The following is a 21,519-nucleotide window of genomic DNA, read 5'->3' on the forward strand; positions in this document are numbered from 1 at the left end:
TATGCGTTTGTTTAAGGATTAGGGAGGGCTTTATATGGCAAAGCATAAGCCTGGTTACCTGGTACTTTTGGAAAAAGGCGAGCTTAAATGCAGAGTGGAGGAGGCCAAGAAACATCTCACGGAGTGCAACCTGTGTCCCCATGGGTGTGGGATCGACAGGAGGAAAACGGTAGGTTTTTGCCGTTCTCATGATAAAGCGGTGGTGGCCAGCTACGGCCCCCACTTTGGCGAAGAGCCTCCCTTGGTTGGTTGGAATGGCTCGGGTACAATATTTTTCGGCTACTGTAACATGAGATGCGTATTTTGTCAGAACTGTGAGCTGAGCCATGGGGGAGAGGGGGAAGTTGTGTCCAACGAGGAGTTGGCCGAGATAATGCTGGTGATACAGAATCATTACCGCTGCCATAATATAAACCTGGTCACTCCAACACACTTTGTGCCTAATATCCTGGAAGCGCTGTACATTGCAGCTCAAAAGGGGCTTAATCTGCCGCTGGTTTACAATTGCGGGGGGTACGAGAGGGTGGAAACCCTTAAGCTGCTCGACGGAGTGGTGGACATATACATGCCGGATTTCAAGTACAGCATAGAGGAGCGTGGTGTAAAATATTCCAGAGTAAGAGATTATCCTAAGTATGTAAAGAGCGCTTTAAAGGAGATGGATCGCCAGGTGGGCGGCTTGAAGCTTGACGAAACGGGATTGGCTTACAAGGGGCTTTTGATAAGGCATCTCGTGATGCCAGGAGGGCTTGAGGATACCAAGGAGATTTTGAGGTTCATAAAAGAGGAGCTTTCTCCTGACTGCGCAGTTAATCTCATGGATCGATATTATCCTCATTATGAGGCTTATAAATACAAGGAGATTGCGCGGAGATTGAGTCCAGAAGAGTATGAAGAAGCATGGCTGTATGCTAAAGAGCTGGGACTTCGATTGATCGAGTGAAAATTGAGATTGGGGGGTTTGCATTTTGATGGATTTTTAATATAATAAATATTGCATTTTCCAAATATAATGATAATATCATAAAATGATTGCAGGAGGTGACATGGCAATGAATTCAGCCAAACAGTATTTATGGCTTGTGCTGATAGCGTTTTGCATTGCAGGCCTTATATATCCTCCAATAGGGGTGTTTGCGCTGGTGTGCATGCTCGCACCCGTAGTTACGGGGCCCTTTATGGGGAGGAAGTGGTGTAACTCGTTTTGCCCAAGGGGTAGTTTCAACGACGTGGTACTGAAGAAAATTACCCTAAAGAAGGGCATTCCCGGAGTTTTTAAGACCACCACATTTAAGGTGATATTCCTTATAATACTGATGAGCTTTTTCGCCATGCAACTGACTTTCGCATGGGGCAATTGGGCCGCTGTAGGGGCGGTATTTGTGCGCATGGTTCTTATAACCACCATAATCGATATCATGCTCGGCATTTACTATCACCAGAGAACTTGGTGTGCTTTTTGCCCCATGGGAACCATGGGTGGCTGGGCCTTTAAGCTGAAGAACAGGATAAAAAAGAGCACGATGAAGAGGGATGCGGTTGGCGATAATGCGGCGTAAGGAAATCGATACAGGCTTCTACTGGTATGATAAAACCAACATTGATTCAGAAGAGCTAAAGCCCTTGTTATATGATTAAAAATAGGGCAAGTATCTAAAAATCTAAAAGAGGAGAGAGCTTGTGCTCTCTCCTCTTTAGCTTAATGAGGCAGCCCTTACGTTTTCGTCCATTGCCTGCCGTGTGCGGACAAACTGGCTTTGGTAGAGGTTGTAGTAGACCCCCTTTCGTTCCAGCAATTCTTGGTGTGTGCCCTTTTCCACAAGCCTGCCTTTGTCTATCACGGCGATCAAATCGGCGTCCTTTATAGTGCTCAACCTGTGGGCTATGACAAAGCTGGTACGGCCTTTCATGAGGTTCCGCATGGCTTTTTGGATGTATACCTCGGTACGCGTATCCACGCTTGAAGTGGCTTCATCCAGTATGAGTATTGCCGGATCAGCTAGTACCGCTCGAGCGATGGCCAGAAGCTGGCGTTGGCCGTGGCTCAAGTTTCCGCCTTCATCGGTGAGAATTGTGTCATAGCCTTGCGGTAAGCGCATGATGAAGTCATGGGCATGGGCGATTTTGGCTGCCTGTTCCACCTCTTCATCGGTAGCATCCAGACGGCCATACCGTATGTTTTCGCGCACGGTGGCGTTGAACAGGTAAGTATCCTGTAGCACAATTCCGAGGCAAGAGCGCAGGCTTTCACGTTTAATTTTTCTTATATCGATTCCATCTATACGTATGCTTCCCTCTTTGACGTCATAAAACCGCGTGAGGAGGTTGATTATGGTGGTTTTGCCGGCTCCGGTTTCTCCAACTAGCGCCACCGTTTGACCAGGTTTTACTTCAAGGGAAAAGTTCCTTAGCACCAGGTTTTCATCGTCATAAGCAAATGAGACGTTTTCGAACTCCACATGGCCTTTTACGCCCGTTTCTCTGAGGTCCACAGCGTCTGGTGCGTCGCCCGGTTCAGGTTCCTCGTCTAAAACCTGAAATACCCGTTCGGCGCCGGCTGCTGCTGACAACACCATGTTGTACTGGTTTGCCATTTCATTTAAGGGGCGGGTAAACTGCCTTGAGTAGTTGAGGAATATTGATATCGTACCTACAGTTACGGCACCGCCGATGTTGTTGACGGCCAGCAGGCCTCCAATCCCTGCAACCAGTGCAAATCCCAGGTTGTTGAGCAGGTTCATGGTGGGTCCCATGACCCTGGATAAGACTTGAGCTTTTAATGCCGTTTTCTTGAGCTTTTGGTTGGATTCTTCGAATTCGGCAATGGCGTGCTGTTCACGGCAGAACAGCTTTACTACCCTTTGACCCGAAATGGTTTCCTCTATCTTACCGTTGAGTTCACCCAGCGTTTTTTGCTGCTCTATAAAGAGCCTGCCGGTGTGTTTAGTTATAAGCTGGGTTAGAAGGAACATTAAAGGGATTATCGATAAAGTTATGAGGGTGAGAATTACGCTCTTTAATAGCATTAATATTATTGTGCCGACCAGGACAATAACTCCCGAGATAAATTGGGTTAGGCTGGCGTGCAGGGTAATGGATATGGTGTCTATGTCGTTGGTGAGGCGGCTCATCAGTTCTCCGTGGGTATGCGAATCAAAGAACTTGAGTGGCAGTACCTGATACTTGCTGAACAGGTCTCTGCGGATGCGAGCCACCGTCTTTTCGGATACGGAAGCCATAAAAAATCCCTGCAAAAAGGCAACCAACGAGTTTAGAATATAGACTCCTAAAAGGAGCAACGAAATGCGCACCAGCCCCTGAAAATCTCCAGGAATGATGTATTGGTCTATGGCCTGGCCGATGAGCAGCGGGCCTATAAGGGTGCATGCTGTATTGAGCAAGACGGCCAGTATGACTACTATCAGCCCTGGGATGTCATCTCTTAAATATCTGCTCAGCCTAACAAGGGTTTTACCCAGATTTTTGGGCTTTTCCCTTGGTCCCATAAAACGAGCATGCGGCCCCTGTGGTCCTCTCCTGCCAAATCCGCGCATACCAGGGCCACCAATACCACCCATGCTTTGAATCAAAGGAGCGTTTCTGTGTATATTGCTTTCCGGGATTCGCTTGTCGGATTGCCGAAAGTCGGCATGGACGTTACGCTTATCTTCAGGCATAAATCTTTTCCTCCTTCCCTATCTGTGACCTGTAGATATCCTGGTATAGCGGGTTGGAAGCGAGCAGTTCCTCGTGGGTACCCATCCCTGCTATGCGTCCCTGCTCTAAAACAATGATCTTATCGGCGTCCATGACAGAGCTTATGCGTTGGGCTATTATGAAGGTGGTACACTTGTGGTTCCAACGCTTTAAAGCCTGCTGTATTTTAAGTTCGGTGGCCATGTCTACAGCGCTGGTGGCATCATCCAAAATGAGTATTTTGGGCCTTTTGATAAGCGCCCGGGCAATGTTCAACCGCTGTTTTTGACCACCTGATAGATTAACTCCTCCCTGGCTTAAATCGGTTTGATAGCCGTTGGGGGTTTGCATGATGAAGTCATGGGCCTGCGCTATGGTTGCCGCTTCTATGGCTTTTTCAAGGTCTGCTTCAGGGTCTCCCCATCGGAGGTTATCCAATATACTTCCGGAGAATAGAAGGGAGTTTTGCATCACCATTCCGATCTCTTTTCTTAAGTTGTAAAGGCTGTATTCCCGTACATCGATACCATCTATTAATATGCGGCCTTCCTGGGGGTCATACAGCCGTGGAATGAGGCTTACCAGCGTGGTCTTGCCAGATCCCGTTTCTCCAAGTATGGCCACTGTTTCACCCGGTTCGGCAGTAAAGGATATGTTTTTCAAAACCGGCTCTCCATCTGGGCTATAGCTGAAGGTTACGTTTTCAAATACTACTTGCCCTCGGGTTATTTTAGGCCCTTGTGAAACGTTACTCCGGTTTTCTGCTGGATCTACGATATCGGCCTCTTCCATCAGTACTTCTCTTATGCGGTCTGCCGAAACCTTACCCCTGGAAAATGCCATCAAGTTAAAGGCGATCATCACCAGCGACATCATTATCCTTGTCAGATAGTTGATGAACGCTATGAGCTCTCCGATTTGTAATGTGCCGCTTTGTACCTTTATACCCCCTAACCACAACACCGCCACAGTAGCGAGGTTGGTGACCAGCATCAGAAGCGGCATACCTGTTGCCATGATCCTGCCGGCTGTGATGGCGGTATCCCGTAGGTCTTCATTGGCCACCTTAAACCGTTTCTCTTCGAAATCTTTACGCAGGAATGCTTTTACCAGCCGGACTCCTGCTAGATTTTCTCGTATGATGGTGTTTACCCTATCTATTTTCGACTGGACTCGCCTGAACAGGGGGAAGCCCTTCTTGATTATGGCTATTGCGCCTATGATGGTAAGGGGCAAGGCTATTAGCAGCACTGAAGCGAGGGAAGGGCTTATCTTTATGGTCATTATAATGGAACCGATACACAGCAAGGGAGCGCGTATCATCATGGCCAGTGACATGGTGACCACGTTTTGAAGCTGGGTAACGTCGTTGGTAAGGCGGGTAATTAGCGATGAGGTTGGGAAGCGGTCGAGATTGGAGAAAGAAAAGGTTTGAATCTTGCGGAACAGATCCGAACGGATATCGGTGCCAAACCCCAGCGCTGCAACGGTGGATGCATATACGCAACCTATGCCGCCCAGCATCCCTATAAAGGCGATACCCAACATGATGAGGAGCTTGGTCAGGACATAGTTCATGTCCCCATTGGCAATGCCCTTATCCACTATGTCTGCCATATAGCGGGGCTGCAACAGGTCCATATATACCTCCAAAGCCATAAAAAGGGGTGCAAGCAGAACGTATACCCAGTAAGGTTTTAGATAGCGTGATATTCTTATCATGCATTACTCCCCCATTCTCCTTGATTTAAGTTGCATAGGTTTTCGTGAAGCTTTAGAAGAAGCCTGCGAAACTCTATAAGTTCTTGCTCTGAAAAGTTGTGAAAGCAGGCTTTCTCCAACTCTTGCAGTCCTTCCTTCATTTGCTGATCTACCATACGCCCTTTTTCGGTGGCGTAAATGCAAAAGGCCCTCTGGTCATTGGGGTCGGGCCTTCTCTCAATGAGGCCGGCTTTTTCCAGCTTTTGGAGGAGTGCGGTAGTGGAGGCCGGGGTAATAAACAGCTTTTCGCTCAGTTGCCGCTGGCTTATACCTTCATTGGCTATGATTATCGCCAAGGCAATGGGTTGACCATGCTCAAGGCCGTTTTGATGTGCCAGCTTTCTTAAAAGGTCGCGGTGCAGTTTGGAAGTATGAGCAAACAGGCGGCCTAAGGGTTCATCGGGTGAGGGTTTACATGTATGCATGGCGTTCATCTCCCTAATTTGGGTATAGTTAAATTTAGAATGCGTTTTGTAATTTTGCATATCCGTGGCAAATAATTAGTTAGTTAACTAACTATTGATATTTTATATCGCTGGCTAAGCGTTGTCAATTCATTCTTTGGCTAAATTCGGTAGCAGTAAAATAAAAAATATAGGTGACAAGGGAAAATTTTTATGCTATAATCTATTACTGCATTGGGAGTTTAATACGCCAACATAGCTCAGCCGGTAGAGCAGCGGTCTCGTAAACCGCAGGTCAGGGGTTCGAGTCCCCTTGTTGGCTCCAGAATGTCGGGGTGTAGCGCAGCTTGGTAGCGCGTCTCGTTCGGGACGAGAAGGTCGCAGGTTCAAATCCTGTCACCCCGACCATTTTGTAATATTCTTTAATTTTTTCTTTTGTTTTAAGGTCGATGTAAGGAGAGGGGAAAGACCTATTTTTTTATTTATAGACAACGGTGAAGGGCAATAGTAAGTTAAAGCTTATAGAAAAGGCGGAGACGTTGATGTTAGAGAGGGGGCAAGAGCGCATTTTTCTCCATCTTGAAGAAGGGGAAGTTTCCTGCGCTCAGATATGATGAACATACCCAATATATTGACGGTTATAAGGTTTTGTTTGATTCCGGTTTTTATATATGTCTTTTACAATCCAGAGATACATAACAACCTATTGTGGAGTATTGTGGTTTTCATAGTAGCGGGGGCTACTGACCTTTTAGATGGATACATCGCTAGAAAATACGGCTTGATCACCAAGTGGGGAAAATTGATGGACCCATTGGCCGATAAGCTCATGCTGATTACCGTTCTTGTTTCACTGTATATCAAAGGCATTATCCCGGTGCCTATAATATTGATAGTCTTTATAAAGGAATTTCTCATGATTGCTGGAGCCGCTTTTCTTTATAAAAACCGCAATATAGTAGTGGAAGCAAATTTTTTTGGTAAAGCTGCTACGGCGTCATTTTACGTGGCGGTGGTGGCTACCGTTCTTAAATTGCCGTATTATAATATGCTGTTGTACATAGCTGTGGTTTTGGCGTTGGTGGCTTTGGTGCAGTATGGTTACAAGGCTTTCAAGAAGGGTATCGCAAAAAAGTAAGACGTACTGGTTAAAAATATAAAAGAGAAAGGGGCTGGATGCATTCGGAACAGCCCCTTGTTTAATCTCTATCAGCAGAAATGCTTGAATTGAGGCAGCCAATCCTTGTTCACTTCAAACATTTCCTTGACCATCTGCTTGATTTCGGCCAGGCTGAGTACTGCCGATGTTAACGGGTCAAAATAGACCGCCTGGTATATCTTGGTGGGGTCGCCGGTTAGGGCGCCTTCAACCGCCAGCTCTTCGCACATGGCGTTTATGTTGTTCAGGATTGCAAGATGTGGCGGCAAAGGCCCTACGTGGATGGGCTCAAATCCGTATTTGGATGCCAGCACCGGTACCTCAACGCAGCAACCTTCCGGCAGATTATCAATGAGGCCAAAATTCCTTACGTTGCCGTTGAACTTGTACAGGGTTCCGTCGCCAATGACGGCATTTAGAATACCGGCTGCATATTCTTTCCCGCGATTTAAATCAATAGTATCCTGTTCTAACCATTTCTTAATCTCATCTCTCCAGGTATCCTCTCGCCTCAAGTACTCTTTAAGTATATACGCGTATTCTCCAGGATTCCATCCTGTACCGTGAGTACAATACTTTTCTATGAGGTCAGGCCTCTTTCTAAACCATGCGTTGTATTCAGAGTTATGTCCGCTGGATTCAGTTACATAATAGCCCAGGTGAAGGAACATCTCGTTACGAACCTGCTCCTGGTTGTAGATTTCGGGTCGCTTTACTGCTTCGCGGATGAGGGGATAGGCGTCTTTGCCGTTCCACTTGAACTCCAGGAACCAGGCCTGGTGGTTTATTCCGGCGCACACATATGTGATTTCTTCCATTGGGGCTCCTATCCACGATGCCAGCATTTCGGCGGTTCCTTGGACGCTGTGGCACAGGCCGGTTACCTTCACTTTGGTCTCTCCCTGCATAGCTCTGCACAACATGGCCATGGGGTTGGTGTAGTTGAGCATTATGGCATCAGGGCAATACCTTTCGATGTCCCTGCATATGTCCAGCATGACGGGTATGGTTCGTAAGGCCCTGAAGATACCTGCCGGTCCCCGGGTATCCCCTACGTTTATATCCACACCGTACTTCTTTGGAATCTCAATGTCATGGCGCCATACATGCACTCCTCCTACCAGGATGGTGCATATAACCCCATCTGCATCCTTTAAAGCCTCAGCTCGATCTGTAGTGGCTATGACCTTGGCGGGATAGTTTCCGGCTTCGATGATCTTGTCGACTGCTTTCTTTATGTAGCCCAGGCGCTCTTCATCGATGTCCATGAGGGCGATGGTACAATCCTGCAGTGCAGGGTATGTAAGTATATCACGCACTAGACTTCTAGTAAAACCAAAACTGCCAGCGCCTATAAAAGCAATTTTTTTAGACATTGTTGGTAAACCCCCTTTAAATGTTTTGTGTTTACTTATACTTTAATTATAAAAAGACGTGGTCTGTTTTTTCTATATAGTAGTGTGATATTTAAATTAAAATTTTTAAGATATTGTGACTTCATGGTGATAATGGGTTCTCAGAATCTTGGCAGCACGCTCGGATTTTAACAATGGATGATTGGCAGCTTGTTCATGTTTCTCTAACCGTGTTATAATTTATACAGATAAATGAAGATTATGGTAAAAAATTTCCTCAATAAAGTTATGATTTTCGATAAGGATAAGCTAGAAACAGTGATGTGTGTTTTGTTTGAGTGTGTGAGGAATTTGGGGTTGAATATGTAGTGGGAGATGGGGTCATGAAGGTGTTATACTATGAGCCTTATACAAGTATGAGGCGGACAGAGCTGATAAAGAAATGTATTGATTACATACGAATGGGTTATACGGCATTGTACATACTGCCATCGAGAGAAGCAATGTTTGACGTAAGGCGGCTTTTCATTGAGCACATGGGGGGAATATTCAACTGCCATGTCATAGGGTTTGACGATTTGGAAAGGATGATAGTTGAGGAGACAGCAGGCTCAAAAAAGCGCATAATGGATGGTACCGAAAAGCGAGTGATGCTGAGCGGCATTATGAACAGCTTATCTCCTGATAACTTTTTCAGCTTGGTAAAGCACAGGCCAGGGTTTATAAATCAGGTTATAAACACCATAAGGCTGCTTAAACGCTCATACACAACTCCAGAGCAGTTTTTCTCAAAAACAACGGCTTGCCGAGGTAGCCTTCTCAGAAAATGCATGGGCTTTTATGAGATATATTCAAAATATGAAAGTGTCAAGGCCGAAAAACATGTTATGGATATTGATGACATTTCGTTTGAGGCCGTTTCAAAATGCTCCGAAGCCAGCATATTTAACGATGCAAAAGTTATAGTAATTGATGGATTTGTGAATATTGACCCTGTCAATATACAGCTGATTAGGTCCATAATGGAGTATTTCCCTGATATAGAGATATATGTCAATGTTCCTTATAAAAATGTGCACAATCAGGATTTTCTACAAGAAGGGATTATAAACGACTTTATGAAACTGGGTTTTGAAACTATAGAGCAAGAAGGTTTACAAAGTGCATCTAAGTTTGGCGCCCCATACAGTAGAAGCGATGACATGTCAGAGCATCATCCAAATTTTTTCTGTTTTGCTGCTTTTCCCAATAATGAAGGTGACAACGTAGAGCTCTTAAGCCTGGCTGCTGAGCTTTATTCTCAAAAATCTCGTTTGAAAATAAGCAAAGACAGCCTGCGTATACTTAACAGCCCGTGTATAGACCATGAATTGAGAATAGCGGCAGGCTTTATAAAGAAGATGATACAGGAGTCAAAGATAAGGCCTGACAAAATAGCAGTTGTTGTAGCTGATATAAAAGCATATTTAGACAAGGCGGTGCGGGTATTTGAAGAGTATGGTATACCGCTTAATGTCAAATACGGGGGCAAAATGAACGGCATGTCCCTTGTAAAGGACATCATAGCATTGCTCAAATATGTGCTTTATCAGGAAGAACGGGATGACTGCTTCAGCAGTATGGTTACATCAATGTACCTCCTTCCTGAAGGGGTGCTGAACTTTGAAGGATTTAGCAATGCCAGGCTGATCGAGATGGCCGAAGATGCGCTTCAGGCTAATCACCATGACCCTTTTTCAGCTTTTTTGGCTGTTTATTTTGACACCACGCAAGATGAATACGCAAAGTCATGCATGAAGGATTATATTGATAATGCCGTAAGCATGGTGGATAAGCTTGAGAAATACGCGCAGCGGTTCGAGTTTGGCATTGAGGACGTTGGCGAATTTTTTGCGAATTTAAAGGGCTATTTGGGTTCTCTAAAACTTGCTGGCAGGATATCGCTATTACATCAAAAAGGCATCATAGGCACTGATATGTGGTTTGGCAATATGAAGGCTTTGACGACGGTCATGGACGTCCTCCAGCGCTTGGAGGAGCTGTATGGCCGTTATGCTTCGCTTAAAGAGGTACGGTATTCAGGATGCGATGTCATACAGCACATTGTTGAGAGCCTGTACTCTTTTGATATAGACGATGCTGGAAGTTCATCAGGAGGCGTCAAACTAATTCCTCCCGACCTCATAAGAGGGCAGAGATATTATGCCGTTTTTGTATTGGGCCTCAATGAGGGGGTGTTCCCCGCTGTATATAATGCTGTTCAAATATTTGACAGCTATGAAGCAAACCGGCTTTTCGAGCTGGGAATAAATCTCATGCCTGCCTCATGGGAACTTGAGCGTGAAAAGATAAGGTTCAATGCGTGCATTGCCGCAGCTAGGAACAAGCTGTATCTATCTTACCGTACGCTGGATGAAGACGGCAGCGTGATGAACCCGTCACCCTTTATAGACGAGGTGTTGTCCGTAATAGAGGACCGGAGCAGGGAGCATATTGTGGAAAGCCAGGTAACCATGCGCGACAGGATGGCCTTTAACAGGCAGCCCTTCAGCCTTAGGGAGGCTGTCAAAGCCATAGGCACTATGCTGAGAAACAATGGGGATACGGCTGAGGATTTGAAGACAAGTATATGCATTCCCGAGATTTTGGATCACCTCAAGTATCCGGCATATGCCTCCTGCGTGGAATTCTCAAGGGAGTTTGCTCCGGCATTTGACGCATATGACGGGAAGCTGAATACACCCCCTGAACTTCAGCAGAATATGACGTACATAATTTCGGTTTCACGCATAAATGATTACGCCAGGTGTCCGTTTAAGTATTTTGCCAATGTCATGTTTGACGTCGATGCTGAAGACCAGGATTTAAGGAGCAAGATGGACATAAGCAGCTTTTACCATGCGGTGCTTAAGGCCTACTACCAAGGAGATTGTGACCCCTTAAATCCCGATGCTGACAGGTTTAATTCGATATTCGAAGAAAAATTGCAAAATATCAGTTTAAGCCATATACCGTCGTCGCTTAAGGGATATGCCGTTGAAGAGCTCAGAAATACGCTGTTTAAGTTTATCTGCCATGATGCTCAAAACATGCGCAGGTATTATGATGCCACAGGTTGTGAGTTGAAACCGGCATTGCTGGAATACCCCTTTAGGGTGGGCATAAATACCGAAAGAGGCAGTGTTGTAATATCAGGCATAGTTGACAGGGTGGATGTGGAGATCGATAGGCGAGGCAATTTTACCGGCAGATATATAATATATGACTATAAGAAGAGGAGGATCAGTGGACTGAAGGAGTGTATCGAAGGCAGCGATTTCCAATTACCCCTTTATTATATAGGCGTCCGTGATGTTATAAGGAGAGCAAGCGGTATGGACGACCTGCAGTGCATGGCCCTTCTCTACTATAGCATTGAAAAATTGAAATGGGACGGCATTATTTCAAAGGACGTAAGGAGTGCGCTTTTCGAGGGCAGAAAAGGTCCCAGAAATGTGCCTACATATCCAAACATGGAGGTAATACTTTCCTGGAATCTCAGAGAGGCGTTGAGGATGGTGGAGAAAATGCGCAAGGGGCATTTCATGCCGCCGGCTGTATGCCCCAATGAGGCATTTGGATGTGCATACAGAAGCGTGTGCAGGCACAATGAGGTGAGGTTGTCCAGGAAGGTGGGTGTAATGAATGATTGATAGCGTGGCTTATATACGCGAGAGATATGGATTGAACGAGGAGCAGGCAAGAGCGCTTGATACCAGCACCAGCATGGCGGTCAAGGCAGGAGCAGGTTCGGGCAAGACCAGGGTCCTTACGCAGCGGTTTATGAGGCTTTTGCTTGAAAACCCCGATATGGACCTTGAAAGCATCGTTGCCATAACTTTCACCAGGAAAGCGGCGGCTGAGATGAAGGACAGGATTCGACGGGAGCTTTCAAAAAGGATTGCCGAAAGCAGGGACATGGATGAGAAGAAAAGGCTTTCTGACCTCAGGATGCGCATAAGCGCTGCCAATATAGATACCATCCATGGGTTTTGTGCAAGGCTACTACGGGAGAATTTTGCCTTGTTGGGGCTCGACCCGCAGTTTAAGGTTATGGACGAGGTTGAGGCTGAACTGGCGCTCTTAAAATTAGCCGATGACGTCATTCTCGAGTTTTTGGACCAGCATCAAAACAGCCAAAAAGTAAAGCTCATTGTCCAAATGCTTTCAGTTTCGTTTTTTACTGAGAAGCTCAAAAAGGGCGTTATTTCGGCCTTCAAGGTCTTAAGGGGCAAGGGATGGGAGCCCAGCGAAGATGTGGATGGGCGGCACGACCATCATGAAATGCAAGGCAGCGATATAACATCTGTACTTGAAGAGGTGGGGATGGAGGTCATAACAGCCCTTTATAGAGAATACAGCCGCTACAAGGACAGGGAAAATGTGCTGGACTTCAATGACCTTGAAATACTCACCCTTAAGCTGCTTCAAAACCCCCATGTGCGGGATTATTGTTTTGAGAGATTTGCTGTCATCATGGTGGATGAGTTCCAGGACTTAAACCCAGTTCAAAAACGGATACTGGACCTACTCGTTAAGAAGGACGGGCGTATACCTCCTGGACGGCTTTTCATTGTGGGCGATGTAAAGCAGTCTATATACGGCTTTAGGGGGTCGGACTATACCATATTCAACGATGCCTGCAGGGAAATAACTGAGAGCGGAGGGGTGGAGGTATCCCTCAAGACGTGCCACCGAAGCAGCAAGACCATAATTGGTTTTGTTAACAAGGTATTCAGCAATATACTTGAGTATTATGAGGATATTAACCCCTGGGATAAAAGCCAAAACGCGGAGTATAAGGTTGAGGTTATAACATGGGACTACAAGGCGCTAAAGGAAGCCGATTTAAAGGACAGGTGGGAAGCTGCTAAAAAGTTGCTGGGGGAAGAAGGAAGCAGTCAAAAACTCGAAAGCATATTGGAAGAGGGCTATAGTACCATGCTTTTAACCAGCCGCAAGGATTACAAGGCTGAGGTTGTGGGGAAAGCCGTCAAAAGGCTGGTTTCCATGGGCTTCAAATACGGCGATATAGCAGTGCTTTTACGGAGCAGGACCTCTCTTGTTCAAATTGAACGGGCATTGACGGCTTTTGGCATATCATACTGCATACTGGGTGGTATAGGATTTTGGGAGGCTGTTGAGGTAATTGATATACTGGCTCTGTACCGCTTGGTTTTTTATCCAGGGGACAGGCTGGCTCTTTTTTCGGTACTGCGTTCTCCCATCTTTGGTTTTTCCGATGACCTGCTGGTGCAGCTTGCCCAGTTTATCAGGAATTACAGCGGTTCGAAGCAGGATTTGTGCGGCATATTTGCGGAATTTGTGAATGAGGTAAAAAGTCAAGACCTGTGGATTGTCAAGAGGGCCGCTGATGTTTTTAAAGAGATTTCACAGCGGGGAAGCTTGCTGAACACTGCCAAGCTTTTGGAGCAGCTTATACACATTACCGGATATGACCATATTTTGGCTGCTTTGCCTTATGGAGAGAGAAAGCTGCGCAACATCGAAAAGCTTATACAGATAGCTTATGAGTTTGAAGACAAAGGGGTGTACAGTGCAAGGCGCTTTCTCGACTACGTAGAGGCATTGAGAAACAGTGCGGTGCGGGAGCAGGAAGCCGTCCTGGACAGCGAGGACAGTGATGCGGTTAAAATCCTCACCATCCACGCATCCAAAGGGCTGGAGTTTAGGGCAGTGCTTTTGCCCGATATGAACTCTGAAGTGGATTTTCAGACCAGAAGGGATAAGCCTTTATATCTGGTGGACGAAGGCTATAACCTGGTGGCCATAGGAGTAGATGAGGAAGGCGATTACAGCGAAAAGGCCAACCCTGAGTACCAAAGGCTATTCGAGCAAAAGCTTAAATGTGAGATTGAGGAATCCAAGCGTCTGTTTTATGTGGCAGCAACGCGCGCACGGGAGTACCTGGGGCTTATCGCCCAAAAGGATGCGATGGGTTACACCGGCAGCCCCGAAAAGCTCAACACATTCATGAAACAGCTTGCATGGAGCCTGCAAAAATGCGGGGAGCTCTATGAGATGGTCCAAGTCGATGCAAATGAGCTGGGAGAGCATGACGATGTACAGGGTGAATTATATAAAAGGGTTATGAATTCCATGAGAGGTATAATAACTGCAGGAGAGGTAAAGGGTGTAAATGTTGATGATCGGTATATACTGGCACTAAGCGATCATGAGTCACACATAAGCGGCGTTGTCAGCATATCCTCGTGGATGAAATACAGGAACTGCCCTCGCAGGTTTTACATAGAGGAGATTGCCGGCATCAAAAAGCTAAACGGCCTTGCCGTTACCACATCATACTATGAGGAATACGACGAAAGGCCATCTGACTACAATTTTGCTGATTTAGGGATAATGATACATAGGTTTCTAAAAGAGATAGACATAATTAATTTTAGTCAAAGCAGCTTTTTATCTGATGGGGTTTTTGTGGGAATAGATAGTGCCACCAGGGCTCAGTGTTTGAAGTATATTGAAGGGTTCTGGGAGATTGAAAACAGGAAAAGGCGGAGGTGGAACGGAAGCATAATTTACAGCCTTAAAGAATACTCCTTCATGGTGCCTCTGAGGCATGGGCTGTACTTTTCAGGCGTCGTTGACAGGATAGATATATATGAAGACAGGGGACAGATTAAGGCCAGGCTCATAGACTACAAGACCAACAGGATATACAGCCAGGCAGATATTGAGCAAAAGAGGGATTATTACGCCGGGCAGCTGCTGTCATACGCCTGGGCTTTGAACCGTTTTCTGGTCTACGAAGGTAGGAAAGTGGATGTGGCTCAGGCTTTGCTGTATTTCCTGGATGGCCGCGTGGCTGTGGAAATACCGCTTGATGAGGGGTGTATGGCTGCTTTGATTGAGCAGCTTATTAGTTCGGCCCCTGCTATCCTAGGCTGCAGGCCGTTTGATGAATACGTAAAGGGGGATGGAAAGGCATGTGAGTGGTGCGCAGTGAAGGAGCTTTGCTGCATATAACTCCTACTTGACAAAACTCATACTTGTCGTATAATAAAGACAACGCAAATAATGGCAAAATGCGATGAAGAAGAGGAGTACACCTCGCTTCCCACCAGAGAGGGGGGCCCGCGGCTGAAAGGTCCCCTTGGGTAATAGAGCGGGGTGGAAGGTCGCTTCTGAGCTTTTCAGCTGAATGGCAGTAGGCTGAAACGGGACGCTACCGTTATGCGAAGGAGTGCCTGCCGGTTTGTCGGAGGTCAAAAATGCCCCCGAGGCATGTCAAATGCACTTCCGGCTTTTTGCGCGATAGAGGCGACAGAGGGCATTAAGTGTCCGCATGAAGTTGTAGGCCGGCAGGATTAAAGGTGGTACCGCGGAGCTAGGTCCTTCGTCCTTTACTGGATGAAGGATTTTTTGTTAAAGGGGAGTGTTGTGGGCTTGTTGGAGTTAAAGCATATAGACCCCGTGGGGATGGCGCTTATGTTGCTTGGCGGCATACTGGGATATGGGGCAAGGTTGATTGTGACGTATGCCCTAAAGCCGCCGCAGGAGCAGTTGATGAAGTGGACGATAGCGGTAAAATTGATGGGGCTCATTTTTGTAATACTTGCCATGCTTAAAATAATGGAGGTATTTTGAATAGGAGGGCGAGGACATGCAGGAAAAGTTGCTTGACAAGACTTACGACCCAAGTAAGGTAGAGGATCGATTATACCGCATGTGGATGGAGAAAGGGTACTTCAGGGCCGAGGTTGACTGGAGCAAGGAGCCATTTTGTGTAGTTATCCCTCCACCCAATATCACAGGGGAACTTCACATGGGACATGCTTTGAACAATACCTTGCAGGACATACTGGTCCGCTGGAGAAGGATGCAGGGGTATGTCACTTTATGGCTTCCAGGGACCGACCATGCCAGCATCGCCACCGAGGTAAAGATTGTGGAGAAATTGGCCGAGGAGGGCCTAACCAAAAGCGACCTGGGGCGAGAGGAGTTCTTGAAGAGGGCCTGGAAGTGGAAGGAGCAGTACGGGGGCAGGATCACGCAGCAGCTTAAGAAGCTGGGGTCCTCCCTTGACTGGTCGAGGGAAAGGTTTACCATGGATGAGGGCTGCAGCAGGGCCGTGGTGGAGGTGTTTGTGCGCCTTTACAAAAAAGGCCTCATATACCGCGGAGACAGGATAATAAACTGGTGCCCTGACTGCAGGACTGCTTTGTCGGATGCCGAAGTAGAGCACGAGGAAGAACAGGGCAACCTGTGGTATGTACGCTATCCCATCAAGGACAGCGATGAGAGCATAATGGTGGCCACCACAAGGCCCGAGACCATGCTGGGCGATACCGCCGTTGCCGTGCACCCTGAAGATGAGCGGTACCGCCATCTCATCGGGAAGACGGCTATACTGCCCATCATGAACAGGGAGATACCAATAATTGCCGATGAATACGTGGAACGCGGGTTTGGAACGGGTGCGGTCAAGATCACTCCAGCTCATGACCCCAACGACTTTGAGGTGGCATCAAGGCATGACCTGCCATGGGTCTGTGTCATAGATGAAAAGGGCGTCATGAACCACAATGCAGGGAAGTACCAGGGTATGGACCGCTATGAGGCCAGGAAGGCCATTGTTGAGGAGCTTCAAAGGCTGGGACTTCTTGTAAAGGTTGAGAGCCATAAGCACAACGTGGGACATTGCTATAGGTGCGGTACGGTGGTGGAGCCTCTCATCTCCAAGCAATGGTTTGTCAAGATGAAGCCTTTGGCTGAGCCGGCCATAAAGGTGGTAAAAGAGGGAAAGATCAGATTCGTGCCTGAACGGTTTGAAAAGGTCTATTTCAACTGGATGGAGAACATAAAGGACTGGTGTATTTCCAGGCAGCTGTGGTGGGGGCATCGAATCCCGGCATACTATTGCCAGGACTGCGGTGAGACCATGGTTGAACGCAGCATGCCCGAGAAGTGCGTAAAATGCGGCAGCACGAGTATAATACAGGACGAGGACGTGCTGGATACCTGGTTTAGCTCGGCGCTGTGGCCTTTCTCCACCTTGGGCTGGCCAGATGAGACCGAGGACCTTAAGTATTTCTATCCCACCAGCGTGCTGGTTACCGGCTATGACATCATATTCTTCTGGGTGGCCAGGATGATATTCTCAGGGTTGGAACACATGGGCGAGATACCTTTTAGATACGTCCTCATCCACGGTATTGTCAGGGACTCGGAAGGGCGTAAGATGAGCAAGTCCCTTGGCAACGGTATAGACCCGCTCAAGGTGATTGAGAAATACGGTGCAGATGCTTTGCGCCTTACCCTTGTGACGGGGAACTCCCCGGGCAACGACATGCGCTTTTACTGGGAGAGGGTGGAAGCCAGCCGTAACTTCTGCAATAAGCTGTGGAATGCCGCCAGGTTTATATTGATGAACATGGAAAACTCCGGAATTGATAAGCCGCGAAAGGGTAAACTGGAACTTCCCGATCGCTGGATCATAAGCAGGTGCAACCGCATCATAAAAGAGGTTACGGAAAACCTGGAGAAGTTTGAGCTGGGTATAGCCGTGCAAAAGCTGTACGACTTTATATGGGATGAATTCTGCGACTGGTACATCGAGCTTGCAAAGCCCGGCCTGTACAGCCAGGACTTAGAGCTTAAGGAGTCCAAGCTGTATACCCTGACCTATGTGCTGGCCAATATACTGAAACTGCTTCATCCGTTTATGCCCTTTATCACCGAGGAGATATGGCAGCACCTGCCCAATCGCGAGTGCGACAGCATTATGGTTTCCTCTTGGCCCAAGGTTAATGAGGAGGAGATAGATGCCCAGACTGAAGAGCAGATGGCCGTTGTGATGGATGCCATAAGGAGCATCAGGAATATAAGGGCCGAGATGGAGGTTCCGCCTTCCCGCAAAGCCAAGGTGATACTGGTTGTTAGTGATGACTGGAGGGATATTTTCGAGAAAAGCACGGCATACTTCGAAAAGCTTGCTTGGGCATCTGAAGTGGTATTGAAGAGGGATAGGGAGGGCGTACCATCCAATGCCGTTTCTGCTGTGACCGACAAAGCGCAGATATTTATGCCCCTTGAGGACCTGGTTGATATTGAAAAGGAGATGGAACGCCTGCTCAAAGAAAAAGCCAATCTCGAGAAGGAGCTGGCGCGAGTCGAAGGTAAGCTTTCCAACCGCAATTTTGTTGAAAAAGCGCCACCGACGGTGGTGGAGGAAGAGCGAAAGAAAAAGGCAAAGTATGAAGACATGATGACTAAGGTGTTGAACCGTATTGAGGTGTTAAACAGCATGAGAAAGTGAATTTACAGGGGGAAGCTAAATGAACTATGAAGAGGCGCTAAAATTTATACACAGCACTTATAGGTTTGGCTCCAAGCTTGGGCTTGAGAACATAAAGGATTTACTAAGGCGGCTAGGCAATCCCCATGAACGGTTTGGCGTGGTACACGTGGCCGGGACCAACGGAAAGGGCTCGGTTACTTCCATGCTGACCCATGTGCTGCATGAGGCCGGCTATAGGGTGGGGATGTTTATATCCCCCTACCTCGAAAGGTTTACCGAGAGGATACAGGTGGGTTTAAAGGAAATAGAGCCTGATGCTTTGGCTCGCATAACCGAGCGGGTAAAAGAAAAGGTGGAGGGGATGGTGGGTGAGGGTAAGAACCACCCCACCGAGTTTGAAATAGTCACCGCCATAGGCTTTGCTTATTTTGCGGAAATGAAAGTGGACTACGCTGTTGTAGAGGTGGGCCTTGGCGGTCGCCTTGATGCCACCAACGTGGTCGACCCTCTCGTATCGGTCATAACCTCCATAAGCTATGACCACATGGATGTGCTGGGGGATACGCTGGAAAAGATCGCCGCAGAGAAGGCCGGCATTATAAAGCAGGGCAGGCCTGTGGTTACCTATCCACAGCATCCCGAAGCCATGGCGGTGATACAGAGGGTGGCACAGGAACGCGGTGCTCCCCTGTTTGAGGTGAATAAAGACGGCATAGAGGTTATTACCTCCGAGGTGGGAAGGCAAGTTTTCAATTATTCATTTGATGAGGAAAGATTTCCGGGTGTCGTCATACACCTTACCGGACGCCACCAGATACTCAATGCCGCTACTGCCTTGACCGCTGTTGCTGTCCTGAGAAGACAGGGCGTTGCTATTTCAGATGATGCCGTGTACAAGGGCATGGAGCGCGCTTTTTGGCCGGGGCGCCTGGAGGTGTTAAGGCGCCAGCCCTTTGTGGTTTTGGACGGTGCCCACAATGAATCGGGGGCAGAGGTTCTAGCCCAAGCCATAAAAGAGTATTTTGTCGGGAAGCCTGTGACGCTGGTGATAGGCATATTGAGGGATAAGGATGTTGATGCCATAGTGAAGCGCCTTTGTCCCTTGGCTGACTCGGTCATCGTAACCAGGGCCGATAGCCCCAGGACTATGGACCCTGCTGAGTTGGCAGTGAGGGCTGGAAGGTATTGTCAGGATGTGGTGGTGGAGCCCGATATAGAGAAGGCTATCGCCATGGGTTTTAGCAAGGTACATCCTGATGGCGTACTTCTTTTTACGGGGTCATTGTATTTGATAGGCAAGGTTCGCGGGCTGCTCAGGTCATCTTAGGAACATGGTTACGAGTTGCTGACGATTTGAATAAGGTTTTAAAGGAAATTATGCGAATTTTATAGGCCATGTCGTCATAAATATTTACTGTAATGTTTAAAAGTGAGAGCGGGTGTTATGGTGCAAAATGGCGACATTAAAAAAGATGAAAACGATGTACTTCTGGAGCTGGTGCACAGGTCGTTGATGCTTTTGAGGAGAACCGAAAATTCTCATTTTGATCGTGAAAAAGTGCGCTGGTTAAAGAGCATTTACCTTTATCTGCTGAAGCAGGCAAGGAAGAATAGCGTGGCTTTAAACGGTAGGCAATTGCTGGAACGCATTTTATATCCCCGTATATGAAGGTTTAAAATGTAGCGCTTAACCCCTGTTGGGTACCTTCTGCAGCAGGCGGTCATATAATGAAGTATCCGCTTGTTGTAGAGAATTCCAATGGGGGTATTTGTTTTTATGATGTGGCATGGAAAAATTGCGGTTGCCAACAAAGGAGAGGATAGCATATCTTTTTTGAATCCTCATCGCAGGAGGGAAGAGTATCGAATTTATTTGGAACCAGGGGTGGGGCCATGCGCCCTTGCCAAGATGAAGAGCTCCCCAATTCTGCTGGTAGTCCAGGCTCATGATAACTCATTGGCATGCATTGACTTGGATTGTGGCGTTGTAGAGAAAATTCTGCCTGTTGGGCGGTGTCCCAGCTTTATTACAGTATGTAACAAGACTCACACCATTTACGTTACCAACGCCGACTCCGATTCAATCTCCGTTGTGCATAACGGCGATGACTTGAAGGTGATGAGCCAGGTACCTGTAGGGTCTATGCCCCAGGGGATTGACTGTCATCATTATCTTCCTCTTTTGGCCATTGCCCATATGGATTCGCAGGACATATGGTTTGTGGAAACCGAAGGATATACGATGGTGAAAAGAATTGCCGTAGGTGGCTATCCGATTGCGGTAAAGTTCAGCTCGAAAGGCAATACCCTTTATGTAGGGTGTTATTTCCACAATCACAGGCTGCTAAATAAGGTGTTGCTGGTTGACCTTTGTAAACATGTGGTTTATCGTGAGATCGCCGTGGGATGCATGCCTCACAGGCTATTGGAGACGAGTGATGGGAGGTATTTGCTTGTGGCTTCCTGTGAGGCGGGCAATTTAGAGGTTGTGGACCTGGTATCTGGCTCGGTGGTGCACAGGGTCAAGGTAGGAGAAGCCGTAGGGGACATGGCGCTGGATGAAGGGGGAGTATGTGCATATGTAACCGCTCCTTATGAAGGCCGCGTATGTGTAGTAGACTGGAAGGCAGGCAAGAAGTTAGCCGACATTCAGGTGGGGAAAAAGCCCAGCGGGATTGTGTATCTGGAACCAGTGATTACACGTCGAGAAGAATAATTTCCAACAAAAATGTCAGAAGTTTCGCAAATTAATGAATAAAAACGGCGTAATCCTTTGATATTTAGAGGTTTAGAAAGGATAATACTCGAAATATGTAAATTCCGATT

14 protein-coding genes, 2 tRNA genes and 1 other annotated feature are annotated in these 21,519 nt (G+C 47.2%); of the genes, 12 read left to right on the forward strand and 4 right to left on the reverse strand.

The genetic code is table 11. The annotated features are described in order from the left end of the window. The first annotated feature begins 34 nt into the window (after nucleotides 1-34). Together JOD02_RS10150 and JOD02_RS10155 are read left to right on the forward strand one after the other, a co-directional pair. A complete protein-coding gene (locus JOD02_RS10150; protein WP_204489270.1) occupies nucleotides 35-943 on the forward strand; it encodes a radical SAM protein in 909 nt (302 codons plus the stop codon). 109 nt (nucleotides 944-1,052) lie between these two features. Beyond that, on the forward strand, nucleotides 1,053-1,559 hold the full coding sequence (locus JOD02_RS10155) for a 4Fe-4S binding protein (RefSeq protein WP_204489272.1): 507 nt from the start codon (nucleotides 1,053-1,055) through the stop codon (nucleotides 1,557-1,559). 135 nt (nucleotides 1,560-1,694) lie between these two features. On the opposite strand, the gene JOD02_RS10160 is transcribed toward JOD02_RS10155, so the two are convergent. The 3 genes from JOD02_RS10160 to JOD02_RS10170 all read right to left on the reverse strand — a co-directional run bounded on the left by JOD02_RS10160 (nucleotide 1,695) and on the right by JOD02_RS10170 (nucleotide 5,882). Beyond that, entirely contained in the window at nucleotides 1,695-3,578 is a 1,884-nt protein-coding gene (locus JOD02_RS10160) for an ABC transporter ATP-binding protein (RefSeq protein WP_394355760.1), read from the reverse strand. A 91-nt stretch (nucleotides 3,579-3,669) separates the two neighbouring features. Then, nucleotides 3,670-5,418 carry an ABC transporter ATP-binding protein gene (locus tag JOD02_RS10165; protein ID WP_204489274.1) on the reverse strand — a complete coding sequence of 583 codons (1,749 nt, stop codon included), beginning with the start codon at nucleotides 5,416-5,418 and terminating at the stop codon, nucleotides 3,670-3,672. Beyond that, a complete protein-coding gene (locus JOD02_RS10170) occupies nucleotides 5,415-5,882 on the reverse strand; it encodes a MarR family winged helix-turn-helix transcriptional regulator (protein WP_204489275.1) in 468 nt (155 codons plus the stop codon). Before JOD02_RS10170 ends, JOD02_RS10165 begins: the two co-directional genes overlap by 4 nt. A gap of 228 nt (nucleotides 5,883-6,110) precedes the next feature. On the opposite strand from JOD02_RS10170, the gene JOD02_RS10175 reads away from it, so the two are divergent. From JOD02_RS10175 to pgsA, 3 genes are all read left to right on the forward strand, one after another. Continuing rightward, nucleotides 6,111-6,186, forward strand: a tRNA-Thr gene (locus JOD02_RS10175). 6 nt (nucleotides 6,187-6,192) lie between these two features. Further along, nucleotides 6,193-6,269, forward strand: a tRNA-Pro gene (locus tag JOD02_RS10180). Nucleotides 6,270-6,474: 205 nt separating this feature from the next. Next, nucleotides 6,475-6,999, forward strand: a complete 525-nt coding sequence (pgsA, locus tag JOD02_RS10185) for a CDP-diacylglycerol--glycerol-3-phosphate 3-phosphatidyltransferase (protein ID WP_204489276.1) — start codon at nucleotides 6,475-6,477, stop codon at nucleotides 6,997-6,999. A 71-nt stretch (nucleotides 7,000-7,070) separates the two neighbouring features. Here the strand turns inward: pgsA and melA are convergent, their stop codons facing one another. Further along, nucleotides 7,071-8,396, reverse strand: coding sequence for an alpha-galactosidase (gene melA / locus JOD02_RS10190; protein WP_204489277.1), 1,326 nt, complete (start codon nucleotides 8,394-8,396; stop codon nucleotides 7,071-7,073). A gap of 362 nt (nucleotides 8,397-8,758) precedes the next feature. Here melA and JOD02_RS10195 point away from each other — a divergent pair, with 362 nt between their 5' ends. The 7 genes from JOD02_RS10195 to JOD02_RS10225 all read left to right on the forward strand — a co-directional run bounded on the left by JOD02_RS10195 (nucleotide 8,759) and on the right by JOD02_RS10225 (nucleotide 21,409). Next, complete coding sequence (locus JOD02_RS10195; RefSeq protein ID WP_204489278.1) at nucleotides 8,759-12,067, forward strand: PD-(D/E)XK nuclease family protein; 3,309 nt, start codon at nucleotides 8,759-8,761, stop codon at nucleotides 12,065-12,067. Then, nucleotides 12,060-15,419, forward strand: coding sequence for a UvrD-helicase domain-containing protein (locus JOD02_RS10200; protein WP_204489279.1), 3,360 nt, complete (start codon nucleotides 12,060-12,062; stop codon nucleotides 15,417-15,419). Before JOD02_RS10195 ends, JOD02_RS10200 begins: the two co-directional genes overlap by 8 nt. 55 nt (nucleotides 15,420-15,474) lie before the next feature. Further along, nucleotides 15,475-15,800: a binding site (T-box leader), on the forward strand. A gap of 33 nt (nucleotides 15,801-15,833) precedes the next feature. After that, entirely contained in the window at nucleotides 15,834-16,040 is a 207-nt protein-coding gene (locus tag JOD02_RS10205) for a hypothetical protein (RefSeq protein ID WP_204489280.1), read from the forward strand. 16 nt (nucleotides 16,041-16,056) lie between these two features. After that, nucleotides 16,057-18,711 carry a valine--tRNA ligase gene (locus JOD02_RS10210; protein WP_204489282.1) on the forward strand — a complete coding sequence of 885 codons (2,655 nt, stop codon included), beginning with the start codon at nucleotides 16,057-16,059 and terminating at the stop codon, nucleotides 18,709-18,711. A 19-nt stretch (nucleotides 18,712-18,730) separates the two neighbouring features. Continuing rightward, nucleotides 18,731-20,020 (forward strand): bifunctional folylpolyglutamate synthase/dihydrofolate synthase, encoded by a 1,290-nt coding sequence (locus tag JOD02_RS10215; RefSeq protein ID WP_204489283.1) that lies wholly within the window; start codon nucleotides 18,731-18,733, stop codon nucleotides 20,018-20,020. Nucleotides 20,021-20,140: 120 nt separating this feature from the next. Further along, nucleotides 20,141-20,362 carry a hypothetical protein gene (locus JOD02_RS10220; RefSeq protein WP_204489284.1) on the forward strand — a complete coding sequence of 74 codons (222 nt, stop codon included), beginning with the start codon at nucleotides 20,141-20,143 and terminating at the stop codon, nucleotides 20,360-20,362. Between the two features lie 108 nt (nucleotides 20,363-20,470). Further along, nucleotides 20,471-21,409 (forward strand): YncE family protein, encoded by a 939-nt coding sequence (locus JOD02_RS10225; protein ID WP_204489285.1) that lies wholly within the window; start codon nucleotides 20,471-20,473, stop codon nucleotides 21,407-21,409. Nucleotides 21,410-21,519: the final 110 nt, after the last annotated feature.

The sequence above is a fragment of the Caldicoprobacter guelmensis genome (genome assembly GCF_016908415.1).
GTDB lineage: Bacteria > Bacillota > Clostridia > Caldicoprobacterales > Caldicoprobacteraceae > Caldicoprobacter > Caldicoprobacter guelmensis.

Bases quoted from the DNA above. Each gene is read 5' to 3' on its own strand.
- JOD02_RS10225 (WP_204489285.1), top strand. From the start codon at position 20,471: ATGATGTGGCATGGAAAAATTGCGGTTGCCAACAAAGGAGAGGATAGC.
- JOD02_RS10155 (WP_204489272.1), top strand. From the start codon at position 1,053: ATGAATTCAGCCAAACAGTATTTATGGCTTGTGCTGATAGCGTTTTGC.
- JOD02_RS10215 (WP_204489283.1), top strand. From the start codon at position 18,731: ATGAACTATGAAGAGGCGCTAAAATTTATACACAGCACTTATAGGTTT.
- JOD02_RS10150 (WP_204489270.1), top strand. From the start codon at position 35: ATGGCAAAGCATAAGCCTGGTTACCTGGTACTTTTGGAAAAAGGCGAG.
- JOD02_RS10165 (WP_204489274.1), bottom strand. From the start codon at position 5,418: ATGATAAGAATATCACGCTATCTAAAACCTTACTGGGTATACGTTCTG.
- melA (WP_204489277.1), bottom strand. From the start codon at position 8,396: ATGTCTAAAAAAATTGCTTTTATAGGCGCTGGCAGTTTTGGTTTTACT.
- JOD02_RS10195 (WP_204489278.1), top strand. From the start codon at position 8,759: ATGAAGGTGTTATACTATGAGCCTTATACAAGTATGAGGCGGACAGAG.
- JOD02_RS10210 (WP_204489282.1), top strand. From the start codon at position 16,057: ATGCAGGAAAAGTTGCTTGACAAGACTTACGACCCAAGTAAGGTAGAG.
- pgsA (WP_204489276.1), top strand. From the start codon at position 6,475: ATGAACATACCCAATATATTGACGGTTATAAGGTTTTGTTTGATTCCG.
- JOD02_RS10160 (WP_394355760.1), bottom strand. From the start codon at position 3,578: ATGGGTGGTATTGGTGGCCCTGGTATGCGCGGATTTGGCAGGAGAGGA.
- JOD02_RS10170 (WP_204489275.1), bottom strand. From the start codon at position 5,882: ATGCATACATGTAAACCCTCACCCGATGAACCCTTAGGCCGCCTGTTT.
- JOD02_RS10200 (WP_204489279.1), top strand. From the start codon at position 12,060: ATGATTGATAGCGTGGCTTATATACGCGAGAGATATGGATTGAACGAG.